Origin of the sequence: Mycobacterium sp. 050272, assembly GCF_039023525.1 — a bacterium.
GTDB lineage: Bacteria > Actinomycetota > Actinomycetes > Mycobacteriales > Mycobacteriaceae > Mycobacterium.
On the sequence record NZ_JBCHKV010000010.1, the window covers coordinates 37,487 to 52,603 of the forward strand.

14 protein-coding genes and 1 pseudogene are annotated in these 15,117 nt (G+C 66.7%); 11 read left to right on the forward strand and 4 right to left on the reverse strand.

Features of this window, described 5'->3' with window-relative positions; translation table 11 throughout:
* Positions 1-5: 5 nt before the first annotated feature.
* From AAHS21_RS19245 to AAHS21_RS19255, 3 genes and pseudogenes are all read right to left on the reverse strand, one after another.
* Entirely contained in the window at positions 6-536 is a 531-nt protein-coding gene (locus tag AAHS21_RS19245) for an N-acetyltransferase family protein (protein WP_342929177.1), read from the reverse strand.
* Positions 536-1,394, reverse strand: a pseudogene (locus AAHS21_RS19250) (oxidoreductase). The gene AAHS21_RS19245 and the pseudogene AAHS21_RS19250 overlap by 1 nt, the downstream one beginning before the upstream one ends.
* 29 nt (positions 1,395-1,423) lie before the next feature.
* Positions 1,424-2,893: a hypothetical protein gene (locus AAHS21_RS19255; protein WP_342929178.1), complete on the reverse strand. Its 1,470-nt coding sequence runs from the start codon at positions 2,891-2,893 to the stop codon at positions 1,424-1,426.
* A gap of 303 nt (positions 2,894-3,196) precedes the next feature.
* On the opposite strand from AAHS21_RS19255, the gene AAHS21_RS19260 reads away from it, so the two are divergent.
* Entirely contained in the window at positions 3,197-3,844 is a 648-nt protein-coding gene (locus AAHS21_RS19260) for a response regulator transcription factor (RefSeq protein WP_342929179.1), read from the forward strand.
* Positions 3,845-3,852: 8 nt separating this feature from the next.
* Here the strand turns inward: AAHS21_RS19260 and AAHS21_RS19265 are convergent, their stop codons facing one another.
* The gene (locus AAHS21_RS19265; RefSeq protein ID WP_342929180.1) at positions 3,853-5,106 is read right to left on the reverse strand and encodes an ATP-binding protein; all 1,254 of its coding nucleotides are present in this window, start codon (positions 5,104-5,106) and stop codon (positions 3,853-3,855) included.
* A 118-nt stretch (positions 5,107-5,224) separates the two neighbouring features.
* Between AAHS21_RS19265 and AAHS21_RS19270 the strand changes: the two genes are divergently transcribed.
* The 10 genes from AAHS21_RS19270 (at position 5,225) to AAHS21_RS19315 (ending at position 15,113) form a co-directional block, all read left to right on the forward strand.
* Positions 5,225-6,223 carry an oxidoreductase gene (locus AAHS21_RS19270; protein WP_342929181.1) on the forward strand — a complete coding sequence of 333 codons (999 nt, stop codon included), beginning with the start codon at positions 5,225-5,227 and terminating at the stop codon, positions 6,221-6,223.
* Positions 6,224-6,286: 63 nt separating this feature from the next.
* On the forward strand, positions 6,287-7,258 hold the full coding sequence (locus tag AAHS21_RS19275; RefSeq protein ID WP_342929182.1) for an NADPH:quinone oxidoreductase family protein: 972 nt from the start codon (positions 6,287-6,289) through the stop codon (positions 7,256-7,258).
* A gap of 256 nt (positions 7,259-7,514) precedes the next feature.
* A complete protein-coding gene (locus AAHS21_RS19280) occupies positions 7,515-8,618 on the forward strand; it encodes a homogentisate 1,2-dioxygenase (protein WP_342929183.1) in 1,104 nt (367 codons plus the stop codon).
* Positions 8,618-9,805, forward strand: coding sequence for an alpha/beta fold hydrolase (locus tag AAHS21_RS19285; protein ID WP_342929184.1), 1,188 nt, complete (start codon positions 8,618-8,620; stop codon positions 9,803-9,805). Before AAHS21_RS19280 ends, AAHS21_RS19285 begins: the two co-directional genes overlap by 1 nt.
* Entirely contained in the window at positions 9,802-11,007 is a 1,206-nt protein-coding gene (locus AAHS21_RS19290; RefSeq protein ID WP_342929185.1) for a CoA transferase, read from the forward strand. The genes AAHS21_RS19285 and AAHS21_RS19290 overlap by 4 nt, the downstream gene beginning before the upstream one ends.
* Positions 11,004-11,909, forward strand: coding sequence for a hydroxymethylglutaryl-CoA lyase (locus AAHS21_RS19295; protein WP_342929186.1), 906 nt, complete (start codon positions 11,004-11,006; stop codon positions 11,907-11,909). The genes AAHS21_RS19290 and AAHS21_RS19295 overlap by 4 nt, the downstream gene beginning before the upstream one ends.
* Positions 11,909-12,538: a TetR/AcrR family transcriptional regulator gene (locus AAHS21_RS19300; protein ID WP_342929187.1), complete on the forward strand. Its 630-nt coding sequence runs from the start codon at positions 11,909-11,911 to the stop codon at positions 12,536-12,538. The genes AAHS21_RS19295 and AAHS21_RS19300 overlap by 1 nt, the downstream gene beginning before the upstream one ends.
* Before the next feature lie 21 nt (positions 12,539-12,559).
* Entirely contained in the window at positions 12,560-13,798 is a 1,239-nt protein-coding gene (locus AAHS21_RS19305) for an acyl-CoA dehydrogenase family protein (protein ID WP_342929188.1), read from the forward strand.
* Complete coding sequence (locus AAHS21_RS19310) at positions 13,795-14,778, forward strand: phosphotransferase family protein (RefSeq protein WP_342929189.1); 984 nt, start codon at positions 13,795-13,797, stop codon at positions 14,776-14,778. The genes AAHS21_RS19305 and AAHS21_RS19310 overlap by 4 nt, the downstream gene beginning before the upstream one ends.
* Positions 14,775-15,113 carry a DUF6285 domain-containing protein gene (locus tag AAHS21_RS19315; protein ID WP_342929190.1) on the forward strand — a complete coding sequence of 113 codons (339 nt, stop codon included), beginning with the start codon at positions 14,775-14,777 and terminating at the stop codon, positions 15,111-15,113. The genes AAHS21_RS19310 and AAHS21_RS19315 overlap by 4 nt, the downstream gene beginning before the upstream one ends.
* Positions 15,114-15,117 lie beyond the last annotated feature (4 nt).

Consider the following 15,117-nt stretch of genomic DNA (forward strand, 5'->3'; position numbering starts at 1 on the left):
GAGCGCTAACTGACGATCGGACGCGGCGGGTCGACCTCGTCCTCGGGCGCCAGCAGGTCGAGCTGCCACCACGTGACGTCGTGCCACGCGCCGAGTTTCCAGCCGACGCGCCGATAGTCACCGGCCGGGCGGAAGCCGAATGCCGCGTGCAGCGCGTTGCTGGCCTCGTTGGGTTGCGCGATGCCGGCGAACGCCCGCCGAAAGCCGCGCTGCGCCAACCGCTGTAGCAGTTCGGTGTAGAGCATCCGGCCACCCCCGGTGTGACGCCGGTCCTGGGCGACGTACACGCTCGTCTCAACCGACCATCGATAGGCGGCACGGGGATTGAACGTCTGCGCGTAGGCGTAGCCCGCGATGCAACCGTCGACCTCGAGCACCAGAAATTCATGCGTCGCAAGCGCTTTCGCGATACGCTCCGCGAACTCCGCCACCGTCGGCACGTCGGTCTCGAAGGTGATCGCGGTGTCCAGCACGTACGGGCGGTAGATCTCGGCGCATGCCGCGGCGTCGGCCGTGGTCGCGCGGCGAACCCACATCAGGCAGCGACCGCGTTGAGCTGCTCGCGAGTGTCGTCGTCGAGCTCGATCGAGGCAACGTCCAGGTTCTCCTCGAGATGCCCCAGCGACGAGGTACCGGGAATCAGCAGCACGTTGGGCGCCACACTCAGCGTCCATGCCAACGCGACCTGCGCGGGCGTACGGCCGAGCCGCTGCGCGGCGCGCTGTACCAGCTCGTGACTGAGCACCGGATTCGGCTGCACGAACGCCGCACCCAAGGCGAAGAACGGAACGAACGCGATCCCACGCCTGGCCGCACTCCTCCAGCACCGCGATGGAGTCCCGGTCAACTAGATTGAAAGCGTTTTGCACACAGGCGATCTCGGTGCGCTCCAGCGCGTGCAACAGGTGCTCGCGGTTGATGTTGCTCAACCCGATGCCGCCGATCAGCCCCTCGTCACGGGCATCGATCATCACCGAGAGCTGATCATCGAAAACCCGGTCGGGGCAGTCGCTTTCGAACAGCCGCAGATTGACCGCCGCCAATTGGTCGACGCCGAGTGATCGCAAGTTCGTTTCGATGTCGCGGCGCAGCTCCGATGGCTCGTCGACCGGCAGCCAGGCGCCGGCGTCATCGCGGCGCCCGCCGACCTTGCTCACCAATGCCAGATCTTCCGGATACGGGTGCAGCGCTTCGCGGATGAGTTCATTGGCGATATCGGGGCCATAGAACTGGGCGGTGTCAATGTGGTTGACACCCCGTTCGACGGCCCGGCGCAATACCGCCAATGCCTCGTCACGATCGCGCGGCGGCCCCATCACCCCGAGACCGGGCAGTTGCATAGCCCCAAAGCCGACGCGGGCCACCGAATAGTGACCAAGCGGAAAGGAATCCATACGCTGAGGCTAGCGTTGCGCCGCAGCACCTAGGCGCGGCGTCGGCCGATGACGCCCTCCGTCCACGCCCGGTCTTCGGTGTAGAGCGCTTGCTCCTCCGTTTGCACGCGCTTGCCTTTGCCGGCACCTTGACCCTGACCACCGGCCCCACCCATCGGCATGCCGCCGCCCATACCGCCGCCCCCGCCATTCAGCTTGGCGTACGCGGACGGGACCGGGATCGCACCACCCGCGCCCGCAGGTGCCGCGGCGGCCCCGGCGCTCGCCCCGGTGTTCGACCACGACTGCAAGGGCAGCTTTGGAATCCCGACCCCGCCGCCGCCTCCACCGACACCACCCAACGATGCCGGCTTGACCGGCGCCCCTTTCGGCAGGCCCTTGCCGGCCGCGGGCAGCGGCGGCACGACGGCGCCGTTTGGCAGTGCCGCGTTGGGCATCGCCGGCATCCCGCCGCCCGGCAACGCGGGCATCGCGGGCAGGCCGGAAAGGCCGTCACCCGACGGCAGCCCGTCGGGCAGATTTCCGAAGTCGACGCCATCGGAACCACCGGAGCCATAGTCGACTGCCTCCGCGGCCCCCGCCGCGGTCGGGAACATCGGCGGGTCCAGCGGCGGCAAAGCCGTCTTGTCACGGTAAAACTTCAGCGCGGTCTCCGACTTTTTCTGCAGAATCTCATACCATTCGATCGACGTCAGGATGAGCGACTGCATGTGGTCCTCAACCCCGGCCTTGTATGTGTTTTCGACAAACAAGATGTCGCCAGGCCCCGGGTGCTCCTCGGGAATGCTGTAATTTCCGTTGATATCCTGCGTCGCCGTCGGGCCGGCAGGCCGGATCTTTTTCTGCGCCTCCACAATGTCGTTGGCTTGGTCGCGGAGCGTGCAGCACAACTGCACCATCGAAGCTATCCACTGCCGCTGTAGTTCAAAGTTTTGCTCGACGGCCGTCCTCGCCTCTCCCTCCCACGAGGTAAATGGGCGAAACCGGGACGAGATCTTCTGGAGGGCGAACTGGAACGTGTGCCATTCGTCGGCGAATATTTTGCACGCCGCGCCCTGGTCGCCGGCTTCGATTGCCATCGTCGCCTGCCTGACCTCGTAATACGGGTCGTCGGCGAGCGCCGGCGCGGGCCGGTGCGCCGGTGGGTCCCACGGCATGTCCGAGTCGTCGAGAGCCGATATCCGGCCATTCCCGCCCAGGGAGTTCGGCGTCCCCTCGTCGTTTATGGCATCCGCGGCCCCCTCGTCGATCTCTTCATAGGCTTTGGCCGCATTCCTGAGGGATTTCGCAAGCGTTTTCCATTCCCGCTCGCAGCCTTTCAAGTACAGCCGGATCGAATCGGCGGAAAGTCCGAGTTGCGTGACGGCGTCAGAAGCCATTGAAAGGGCGCATGGCGCCTGCGGGTTAGCGGATGGAATGGGCGGGAGCAGCTCCTCGATTTCGTGGGCCCGACCAATCAACTCGGCGTATTCCACATTCAGTGTCTGGGGCTGTGTCATCGCGGATCATCTCCTCTACGCGGATTTATCGAATTGGCGGTTCGGCCCCTTCGCCGTGATCACCTATGACTATTCCGGCGCGACCGATTGAAAGCTCTCGCACAAACGCCGGATTAGGTGGATGAGCTGCCCTCCCCCAATAGGGGGAGAAAGGCCCACTCGCGCTCAATGACCCGATGTCGAGCCGGCGCTACCGAGGTTGGCGCAAACCACCTCCGGGCCGATTCCCCCAAGGGAGAATAGGGGGCGCCTGTCGCGCGACGAGCGCACCCGAGATACCCGACGGCCTGTGGAGCGCAGCCGATGTCATCCCAGTCAGAACGTGTCAAGGTCGTCGTCGCCGACGACCATCCGGTAACTCGTGAAGGCGTCGTGCGGGCCCTGAAGTCGAGCGGTCGCATTGACGTGATCGGGGAGGTGGCCGACGGTCGAGCGGCACTGACCGCGATCCGCGAGCTACGGCCCAGGGTGGCTTTGATCGACTACAAGATGCCCGAGCTCAACGGGCTCGAAGTAGTCCGCGCTGTGGTGCGCGACGGCTTGGACACCTGCGTGGTATTACTCAGCGCCTTCGAGGACAGTGCGGTGATCTACCAGGCCCTGGCCGAAGGCGCCGCGGGTTACTTGACGAAAGACTCCGACAGCGAAGAGATCGTGGCCGCGGTGCTCAAGTGCGAGAAGGGTGCGACGTATCTGCCGACGCAGTTGGCGGGAGCGCTGGCGGGTGAGGTGAAACTTCGCGCCCGCGGCGATGCGGCGTTGCTGACTCCGCGCGAGCTCGAGGTCGTGCGAATGATCGCCGACGGCTTATCGGTCCCCCAGATTGCGAAGCGTCTTTTCGTGGCGCCCAGCACGGTCAAGTCACATGTGCAAAACCTGTACGAGAAGCTCGGCGTTTCCGACCGGGGGGCGGCCGTGGCCGAGGCGATGCGGCGTCGGCTGCTGGAGTGAGCTCGGCCTTACAGCGGCCATTCCACGCAGATGTGTGCTCCCGCGGGGACGTCGACGATGTTGAAACTGCCGCCGGCGGCTTCGACCCGCGCCCGCTGCGAGGCCAGACCGATGTGCCCTTCAGCCAGGCGGCGCATCGTCACATCAGCGGTGATCCCAATGCCGTCGTCGACCACGTCGAGACGACACGTTCCATCGCGGACCTTGAGCCGCACCGACGCCCGGCTAGCTTCGGAATGGCGGACCACGTTGGACAACAACTCGCGCACCACCCCGAACACCATCGGGTCGGCGGCAGTTCGATCCGGGTGATCGACGTCGGTCGTGATCGTGATGCCCGCGCGTTCGGCGGTGAAGACGGCTAACTTTTCTATCGCGGCTCCCAATCCGACTTGCTCGAGGACAGCCGGATGAAGCTCGAAGGTCGCCTCCCGCAGTCGCCGTGAGGCCTCGTCGAGACTGGCAACCGCCCGCTGCAGCGGCTCGGCGGGTGAGTTCTTGGCGAAGTCCACAACATCGCGCCGGGCCGCGAGGACATCTTGCAAAGGCCCGTCATGGATGGCTTCGGAAATCTCACGCCGCTCGCGCTCCGAGGCGCTCATCGTCTCGGCGAGCAAGGCATCTCGCGACGCGGTGATTCTGGCAATTTCGTTGACATAACGCTGCCTGAAGATGACGGCGAACAGTGCTGTGCCACAGATGAATCCGTAGATCGCTACGATGAGCAATATCTTTGCCCAGCCCAGTTGGCGCACAATAACGGGGTCTTGAAGGATCGATGCGGTAAATGCGACGAACGCGAAGGTCAGTCCCACGGTGGCGCGCCGTCCCGACAGATCCAGCGCAACCATCCGCGGCACCAGCAACATCAACAGCAGGGGGATGTGCCCGCCCGGCGACAAGAGTTTGAAGCCGACGATGGCGACTACGTCCACCATCGCGAGAATGAACAGCGCACGGTCGGCGACCATGAATCGACTCGCGGGCGAATACACCACGATCAGGACGCTCAATGCAATGAGCGCGTACACCACTGCCACCGCATCGTCCGGAGCCCATCTCGGGGCACCGTAATCCGTGTGGACCAGGACCGCCCCGATCATGATGAAGACGACGATCATGCGTTGGACCGACGCGACTCGCAAGGAACGCCACCGATGCACGCGGAATACCGCATCCAGCTCGGTGTCCGCGATCTCGGTGATCCCGTTGCCGGGGGCTTCGTCAACAGTCCCCGACCCTGATGCATGTGACGGCTTCACTGCCATCCTCGAGATCTCCGCGGCGGTCCGACTCGGATTGTGACTCGCCAAAGCCTATACGGGCGACTGAAAAGCAACCAAGGGAAAGCTCACCACCGCCCAGGGCTAACGTCGTCGTATGGATACGTTTCAGGCGCTGGTAGCCCGTCAAGATGGTGATCGGATCACCGCGTCGGTCGAAACGCTCAGCCCGGCCGACCTGCCGCCCGGTGAGGTGACGATCCAGGTGCTGTATTCCAGCGTCAACTACAAGGACGCGCTGGCGCTGACGCCCAAGGGCGGCGTGGTGCGCGACTATCCGATCGTGCCGGGCATCGACCTCACCGGCGAAGTCGTCGAATCGCAGTCGCCGGACTTCAGCGTCGGAGACAGGGTGCTCGCCCACGGGTATGCGATCGGCACCGGCCACCACGGCGGCTACGCCGAGTACGCGCGACTGCCCGCCGACCAGGTGGTGGCACTGGGAGCACTGAGCCCGCGTGAGGGTGCGGCGATCGGGACCGCCGGCTTCACCGCCGCGATGAGCGTGCAGGCCCTGATCGATTGGGGCATCACGCCCGACGCCGGGCCCCTCGTCGTCACCGGCGCCTCCGGTGGTGTCGGGTCGATCAGTGTCGACCTACTCGCGGCGGCGGGCTATCAGGTGGTCGCGTCCAGCGGTAAGGAATCGGCCACCGCGATGCTGAAAGAGTTTGGCGCTGCTGAGGTTATCGGGCGGCTGCCCGCCGATCCCGATGCCAAGCCGCGACCGCTGGCCAAGGCACGCTGGGCCGGCGCCGTGGACTGCGTCGGCGGCGCGACGCTCGCCGACGTGCTCAGCACGGTCGACTACGGCGGGGCGGTGGCGGCCAGCGGTCTCACCGGCGGGCCCGCGCTGCACACCACGGTGATGCCGTTCATCCTGCGTGGCGTCTCTTTGCTCGGCATGGACTCGGTGCTGATGCCCATTGCGCGGCGACGCACCTTGTGGACATTGCTGGGCGACTCGCTCAAGCCGCGGCACCTGGACGCGCTCGCCAACGACGTCGACGTCAAAGACGTGGTCGAGATTGTGGATCAACTGCGCGCGGGCACCTACTCGGGCCGCGCGGTGGTACGTGTGGCCGGCGGATTCTGAGCTGGCAGTAGGCTATTCGAGCGCTGGCCGGAGGCGTCCAGCTCTATCGACAACGGAGGCAGCATGCGGGCAGCACGGGTGATGCGGCTAGACGGCCCAGACGCGATCGAGGTGGGCGAGGTCGACGAGCCCACCGGCGACGGGATCGTCGTCGAGGTGCATGCCGCCGGCGCCGCGTTCCCGGACGCGCTGCTGACCCGCGGCCTCTACCAGTACCGGCCGGATCCGCCGTTCGTGCTGGGAGCCGAGATCGCCGGCGTCGTTCGGTCGGCACCGGCGGGCTGCCATGTGGGTCCCGGCGACCGGGTCGTCGGCCTGACGATGCTGACCGGCGGGATGGCCGAGGTCGCGGTGCTCTCCCCCGACCGGGCGTTCAGGCTGCCGGACAACGTGAGCTTCGAGTCGGGCGCCGGACTGCTGTTCAACGACCTGACGGTGTACTTCGCGCTGACGGTGCGGGGCCGCCTGCAACACGGCGAAACCGTGCTGGTGCACGGCGCGGCCGGCGGAATCGGAACCTCGACGCTGCGCCTGGCGCCTGCGCTCGGGGCCTCGCGCACGATCGCCGTGGTCAGCACCGAGGAGAAGGGCCGGATCGCCACCGCGGCCGGCGCGACCGACGTGGTGCTGGCCGACGGCTTCAAGGACGCGGTGAAGGAATTGACCAGCGGCCGCGGTGTCGACATGGTCGTCGACCCGGTCGGCGGTGACCGGTTCACCGACTCCCTGCGCTCGCTTGTTCCGGGCGGACGGCTGCTGGTCGTCGGCTTTACCGGCGGCGAGATCCCCACAGTGAAGGTAAACCGACTGCTGCTCAACAACATTGACGTCGTCGGCGTCGGCTGGGGCGCATGGACGGCAACGCACCCCGGCGCGCTGGACGAACAATGGGCCGGGCTGGAGCACCTGCTCACCTCGGGCAAGCTGGCGGCCCCGGAGCCGGAGGTCTACCCACTGGACCAGGCCGCCGCGGCCGTCGCCTCGATGGAGAATCGCACCGCCAAAGGAAAAGTCGTCCTGCGCGTCCGCGACTAGCGGGCAACCGTTCGAGGAGCGCGCGAGCGGTCGTTGATTTGCCCGCCTCCGAGCGACTACGGGCGGCTCGGGCCGGGGCGCCGACGGATTTGTCGCTATGAGGCGGGCAAACGGAGAGCCGTTGCGCACGCCGGAGCGGGTCGCCTGGCTCTTGCGCGAGGCCGAGCCGTGCAAATAACGACGGCCCTTGTGCGCGTCCAAAAGAGAAAGTAATGTCACTTTCAGTTTTGCTCGCCTGACGTGCCCGGGAGTCACCATGGAATCCTTCGTTCACCTGCGCAAAGGCAAGACGCCGCGTCGCCTGCACGCCGACCTTGGCGGCCTCAAGGACGACGAGCTGGGCCGGGGCGGTTTCACCGGACGCACGGCCAACATCTACCGCCGCCACGACCCCACCGCCTACCGAGCGTCCGGACCGCTGCGCCCGGTCGACGTGCTGTCCAGCGAGCTCAAGCCCAGCGATGCGACCGACGCCAACGGTGCTCCGCTGCTGATGTTCAGCAACGAGGACTGCCGCGTGCTGCTGAGCCGCCGCCGCGAGCCGATGCCCTACTTCGCCCGCCACGTCGACGGCGATTTGCTGTCGTTCGTCCACGAGGGCACCGGACTGCTGGAGACCGAGTTCGGCCCGCTGCGCTACCGCGAGGGCGACTGGGTCTACATCCCGAAGGCCTGCACCTGGCGCCAGGTGCCGGATCGCGAAACCACGCTGCTGATGATCGAGGCCACCGACGAGTTCCGGGTGCCACCGCCCGGCCCGTTGGGCCGGCACTTCCCCTTCGATCCGTCGCAGGCCACCATTCCCGAGCCGGCACCGATCGACGACGACGGCCGCGACGAGTACGAGGTCCGGCTCGTCCACCGCGATGTTCTAGAAGGCGGCCCGACAACGCTTGTCTATCAACACAACCCACTCGATGTCGAAGGATGGCGCGGCGACAACTTCGCGTTCACCTTCAACATCGACGACTACAACGTGATCACCTCCGACAGCGTTCACCTGCCGCCGACGGTGCACCTGTTCATGCAGGCCACCGGTGTCTACGTGATGAACTTCCTGCCCAAGCCCGCCGAGGGCGTTGCCGGCACTGAACGCACTCCCTGGTATCACCGCAACGTCGACTACGACGAAATCGCGTTCTTCCACGGCGGCTCGCTCTACGGCATCCCGATGCCGCCGGGCCTGATTACCCATGCGCCGCAAGGGGTTCACCACGGCGCACCGGAGAAGGCCCGCGAACGAGCCCGCCGCAAATTCGACGAGCACTCGCGGGTCGACTGGCAGGTCATCGCCGTCGACACGCGTAAGCGCCTGACACCCTCACCCGAAGTACTGGCCAACGATTTAGGACAACACTGATGAGTCAAGCCGTCAAGCACGACTACGACCGGATCCCGTATCTTGTTGCCTTCCAGAACAATTCCGGCGTCCGAGACGTCTACGGCGGGCTGGCCGAGATCACCGTGCTGGAGAGCTACCTGCTCAAGCCGAAAGACAAGCCGTCGGACACCGTCGTGGTGTTCATGCACCCGATCGGCGGGGGCGCCTACCTGCCGATGATCAACGCGCTGGCTCGGGCCGGCCACCACGTCATCTACTGCAACAGCCGCTTCCGCGGCACGGATTCGGCGTTGTTGATGGAGAAGGTCGTCGAGGATCTCGGCGAATGTATCAAGGACGCCAAGAACCGGCTGGGCTACTCCAAGGTGGTGTTGGCGGGCTGGAGCGGGGGCGGCTCGCTGTCGGTCTTCTACCAGCAGCAGGCCCAGCACGCGACGATCACGTCGAGCCCGACCGGCGACGGACCGGACCTGACCCAGCTGGAGCTGCCGGCCGCCGACGGCATCATGCTGCTGGCCGCGCACATCAGCCGGCACGGCACGCTCACCGAATGGCTGGACGCGTCCATCCTCGACGAATCCGATCCCACCAAGCGCGATCCCGAGCTCGATCTGTACAACCCCGACAATCCCAACCAGCCGCCCTACACCCAGGAGTTCCTGGACCGGTACCGTCAAGCGCAGATCGACCGCAACCGCCGCATCACCGCATGGGCCAAAGAGAAGCTGGCTGCATTGACCGCTCAGGGCCGCCCCGACGACGAGTTCGGATTCGTCGTGCATGGCACGATGGCCGATCCCCGCTGGCTGGATCCCACCGTGGATCCCAATGAGCGCACGCCGGGCACCTGCTACCTGGGTGACCCTCAGGTGGTGAACATGAGCCCGGTCGGGCTGGCCCGCTTCTCGACACTGCGCGGCTGGCTGTCGCAATGGAGCTACGACGAAGCCCGCGGCGACGGAGTGGACTGCGGGCGCGATATCGCCATCCCCGCGTTGGTCATCGGCAACCTGGCCGACGACGCCTGCACACCCAGCCACACCCGCCGGCTGTTCGAGGCGATCGGACATGCCGACAAGGAGATGTACGAAATCCCCGGCGCCACACACTATTACGCAGGCCCGGACCAGCGCGACAAGTTGCGCAAGGCCGTGGACATCGTCACCGACTGGCTGGTCCGCCACGAATTCGCGAGCGCGCAATGACCACAAGCGGACCGCTGGACGGCATCCGGGTGCTCGAACTGGGCACCTTGATCGCGGGTCCGTTCGCCGGCCGCTTGCTCGGGGACATGGGCGCCGAGGTCATCAAGGTGGAACCGCCGGGCGCCCCGGACCCGCTGCGCAACTGGGGTCAAGCCGAACACGAAGGGCATCACGTGTTCTGGACCGTGGCCGCGCGCAACAAGAAAGCGATCACACTCGACCTGCGCAAACCGCACGGGCGCGAGCTGTTCCTCGAGCTCGTCGAGAAGTCCGACATCGTGGTGGAGAACTTCCGCCCGGGCACTCTCGAGAAGTGGAACCTGGGCTACGACGTGCTCAGCGAACGCAACGCGGGCATCATCCTGGTCCGGGTGTCCGGCTACGGGCAGACTGGACCCGACGCGCACAAGGCGGGCTATGCCTCGGTGGCCGAGGCCGCCAGCGGACTGCGCCATCTGAACGGATTTCCCGGCGGGCCGCCGCCCCGCCTGGCGCTCTCGCTCGGCGACAGCCTGGCCGGCATGTTCGGCGCCCAGGGCGCGATGGCCGCCCTGTACCGCCGCAGCGTAACGGGACGGGGACAAGTCGTCGACGTCGCGCTGACCGAATCATGCTTGGCCATCCAGGAATCCACGATTCCCGACTATGACGTCGGCGGCGTGGTGCGCGGACCGTCGGGCACCAGGCTGGACGGTATCGCGCCGTCGAACATCTATCGCAGCGCCGACGATTCGTGGGTGGTGATCGCCGCCAACCAGGACACCGTGTTCGCCCGGCTGTGCGCGGCGATGGGACGCCCCGAGCTGGCCGGCGACGACCGGTTCGCCACCCACACCGCCCGCGGCCGCAACCAGGACGAGCTCGACAAGATCATCGGCGCCTGGGCCGCCGAACGGCAGCCCGGGGCCATCGTCGAGACCCTCAGTGCCGCAGGCGTGATCGCGGGCCCCATCAACACCGTCGCGGAAGTGGTCGAAGACCCTCAGCTGCGGGCACGTGGCATGCTGGTCGAGCACTACGACGAACGCATCGCGCGTAACGTGTTGGGGCCCGGGGTTGTTCCGGTGCTGTCGGAATCGCCGGGCAGTGTGCGTCATGCGGGGCCGGCCTGCCCGGGACAACACAACGACGACGTCTACCGGGGATTGCTCGGCAAGACCGCCGACGAGCTCGAGGCACTGCGCGGCGAAGGGGTGCTATGAACCGGCACGTCGATATCCGTGAGGTGGCGCTGCGCGACGGGCTGCAGATCGAGAAGCCAATCCCGTTGTCGGCCAAGCTGGAACTGCTCGAGGCGGTGTCCGCGACGGGTGTGCGCGAAGTGGAGGCGACGGCGTTCGTCTCCCCGACGAAGGTGCCGTCGATGGCCGACGCCGCCGAGCTTGCCGCGCAGCTGCACAACTACCCCGACATCGAATTCTCCGCCCTGGTCGCCAGCCCCAATGGCGCCAAGCGCGCGGTTGCCGCCGGGCTGCGCTCGATCGAATACGTGGTGGCCGCCGACGACACGTTCAGCATGGCCAACGTCGGGCGCACCAGCGTCCAGGCCACCGACCAGATCGACGACATCGTCGCCATCGCGCACGGCGGCCCAGGCTTTCCGGTCACCGTCGAGGTCGTCATCGCCACCGCATGGGACTCGCCGTTCGAGGGACCCACCCCGGCGCAGCGGGTTCTCGAGATTGCCGCGGCCGCCCGCGACCGCGGCGCCGACCGCCTGTCGATCGCCGACACGATCGGCACCACCACCCCGGGCCGGGTGAGTTCGCTGATCGCCCAACTGCGTCCGGTGATCGGCGACCTGCCGCTGGGTGCGCACTTCCACAACACCCGCGGCGCCGGGCTGGCCAGCGCCTACGCTGCGGTCAGCGCCGGCGTCACCCGGCTGGACGCCTCGGTCGGCGGACTGGGTGGTTGCCCGTTCGCTCCGGGCGCCACCGGCAACATCGCCACCGAAGACCTGGTCTACCTGCTCACCGACAGTGACATCGATGTGGACGTCGACCTGCAGGCCGCGATCGCCGCCGCCGCCGTCGCGAGATCGGCTGTGGGCCACGACCTGCCGAGCGCGCTGCTGCGCGCGGGCGACCGGATCCGGAACTGATGGGTGTGTCCACCCCCGATGCGTCGCGGGCGCTGACCTCCAAAGGCCGCCAGACCAGGGAGGCCATCGAACAGGCCGCGCGAAAGCTGTTCGCCGAGCGCGGCTTTCACGGCACCACACTGGCCGACATCACGTCGGCCGCCGGAAAATCACCGGCGGTCTTCTACCGATACTTCGCCGACAAGGAAGACCTGCTGGCCGCGCTGGCGGAATCTTTCCTGCACGATGTCGTGGCGCCGTCGGGGTTGAGCGTGCACCTACCCGATTCTCCGGACGACAACGCGTTCTTCACCTCGGTGGTCACCGGATACTGGAACATCTTCAAGCAGCACATCGGCATCATGATTGCCGTCGCCCAGCTGGCCACCACCCAGCAGCGGTTCGCGGCCGTGCAGAACGAGTTTCGAAGGTTCGGCATGGACATCGTGGCCGCATCGGTGCGACGTGCCCAGGAACAGGGCTACGGCAGCGAACTCAACCCGAAGCACACGGCGGCGGCCATCGCGCTGCTGTTCGAAAACTTCACCACCGTCTTCGTCGGGCAGTCTGGTCTCGGTATGGAGATCAGCGACGAGGACGCCATTGCGACCCTGTCGACGGTGTGGAAGAAAACTTTGTACGGCGCTTGAGCCTTTCCCAAGGAGATCAACGTGGATTTCACCCTGCCAGAACACCTTCCGGGCGTACTCGCCGAGATGGATGCGTTCATCGAGGCGGAGATCAAGCCGCTGGAACGCGAAAACATCCAGTACTTCGATCAGCGCCGCGAGCATGCCCGCACCGATTGGGACAACGACGGAATCCCGACCGAAGAGTGGGAGGAGTTGCTCGCCGAGATGCGCCGGCGCGCTGATAAGGCCGGCTGGCTGCGCTACGGACTTCCGGCCTCCCTCGGCGGCCGCGACGGCACCAACGTCGACATGGCGGTGATCCGGGAACACCTGGCGCACAAGGGACTCGGATTGCATAACGACCTGCAGAACGAGTCGTCGATCGTCGGGAACTTCCCTCAGGTGATCATGATGGAACGCTTCGGCACCGACGAGCAGCGTCGGGTGTGGTCCGAGGCGCTGATCACCGGTGAGCGGTCCATGGCATTCGGACTGACCGAGCCACAGCACGGATCCGATGCGACCTGGCTGGAAACCCATGCCCAGCTCGACGGCGACAGCTGGGTGATCAACGGTTCCAAGCGATTCAACACCGGTGTGCACCGCGCCACCCACGACCTGGTCTTCGCCCGCACCTCCGGTGAGCCGGGGCACGCGCGGGGCATCACCGCGTTCCTGGTCCCGACCGACACCCCCGGATTCAAAGTCCCCTACTACTGGTGGACCTTCAACATGCCGACCGACCACGGTGAAGTCGAGCTGACCGATGTTCGCATCCCCGCCGATGCGGTCCTCGGCGAGGTCGACCGCGGCCTGGAGGTCGCCCAAACGTTCTTGCACGAGAACCGGATTCGCCAAGCCGCGAGCAGCCTGGGCGCCGCGCAGTATTGCATCGACCGAGCCGCCGAATACGCGGCCAAGCGCATGGTGTTCGGCAAGCCGTTGTCGGTCAATCAAGCCGTGCAGTGGCCGCTCGCGGAGCTGCAGACCGAGGCGCAAATGGTACGGCTACTGGTGCAATTCGCCGCCTGGCACCTGGACCGCGACCACCACATGGAAGTGTCGGACAAGGTGTCGATGGCCAACTATCGCGCCAACCGGCTGGTCTGCGACGCCGCCGACCGCGCCATGCAGGTCTACGGCGGCCTGGGCTACAGCCGTCATGAGCAGTTCGAGCACATCTACCGGCACCATCGGCGCTATCGGATCACCGAGGGCGCCGAGGAAATCCAGATTCGCCGAGTGGCGCAGCGGCTATTCAAGTTTGGCAAGCAGTGAGCGGGGAACTGGGCGCCAAACTGGAAGCGGTGCTGGTGCCGGTACTGGGCACCGGCACCACGATCGAGAATCTGCGCGCGCTGACCGGCGGCGCCAGCCGCACCACCTGGGCGTTCGACGCGGTCACCGACAGCCAACGCCGCGCGCTGATCCTGCGCACCGGCCCACCCGACGACGTTCATGCCGGCATGGAGCTCGAAGCCCGCGCACAGGCCGCGGCCGCGGCTGCCGGCGCGCCGGTCCCCCACATCCTGGTCGCCGATGATTCGGTTGCCGCACTGGGCAACCCGTTTCTCGTCTGCGACGAGATCAAGGGCGAGACCATTGTCCGGCGCATTGCGCGCCAGCTCGACACCGACGACGGGCACGCGCGCCGAACCGAGCTGCTGCGGCAATGCGCGCAGGCGCTGGCCGCCATTCACCGGGCCGACCCGCAGATTCCGGGCCTGGCCTACGAGGATCAGCTCGTGGAATACCGCGAGCGGCTCGACGCGATGAACGACACCACCGCCACCTTCGAATGGGCGTTTCGCTGGTTGGCCGCGCACCGGCCGCAGCAATCGGCAACGGTGCTGGTGCACGGTGATTACCGGATGGGCAACCTGATCGTCGACGGATCCAACCTGGCCGCCGTGCTCGACTGGGAGCTGGTGCACCGCGGCGAGGCCTACGAAGACCTGGCCTGGTTCTGCATCCGCGCGTGGCGGTTCGGCGCGCCGGCCAGCCTCGGCGCCGGCGGCCTCGGCAGCATCGAGAGCTTCGTGCGCGACTACGAACAGGCCAGCGGGACGACCGTCGACCGGGCCGCGCTGCACTGGTGGCTGGTGCTGGCCACGTTGCGCTGGGGCGTGATCTGCCGCTTCCAGGCCGAGCGCCATTTGAGCGGTCAGTCGCGCTCGGTCGAGCTGGCGACGATCGGTCGCCGGGTCAGCGAAACCGAGTGGGACATCCTCGACCTGCTCGAGGAGGTCCGGTCGTGATCGGCGCATACGGACGCCCGCTGGCTGCCGAACTCGTGGCCGCGGTGGCCGAGTTTCTGGAAACCGACGTCCGGGAGGCGACCACCGGACAGGTCAACTTCCACTCCCGGGTGGCCGCCAACGCACTGCGCATCGTCGAACGGGAACTGCTCGACGAGAGCGAAGCGGAATCGCGAGCCGCGCTGGCCGGCTTGGGTTTCGGAGACGAGGAACAGCTTGCCGCGGCCATCCGGGCCGGCGAGCTCGATGAACGTGCCGGCGAGGTCCTGGCCGTCCTGAGAACCCTGGTGCGCAATCGGTTAGCGGTTGCCCACCCCGGATACGACAGCGAATAGGAGC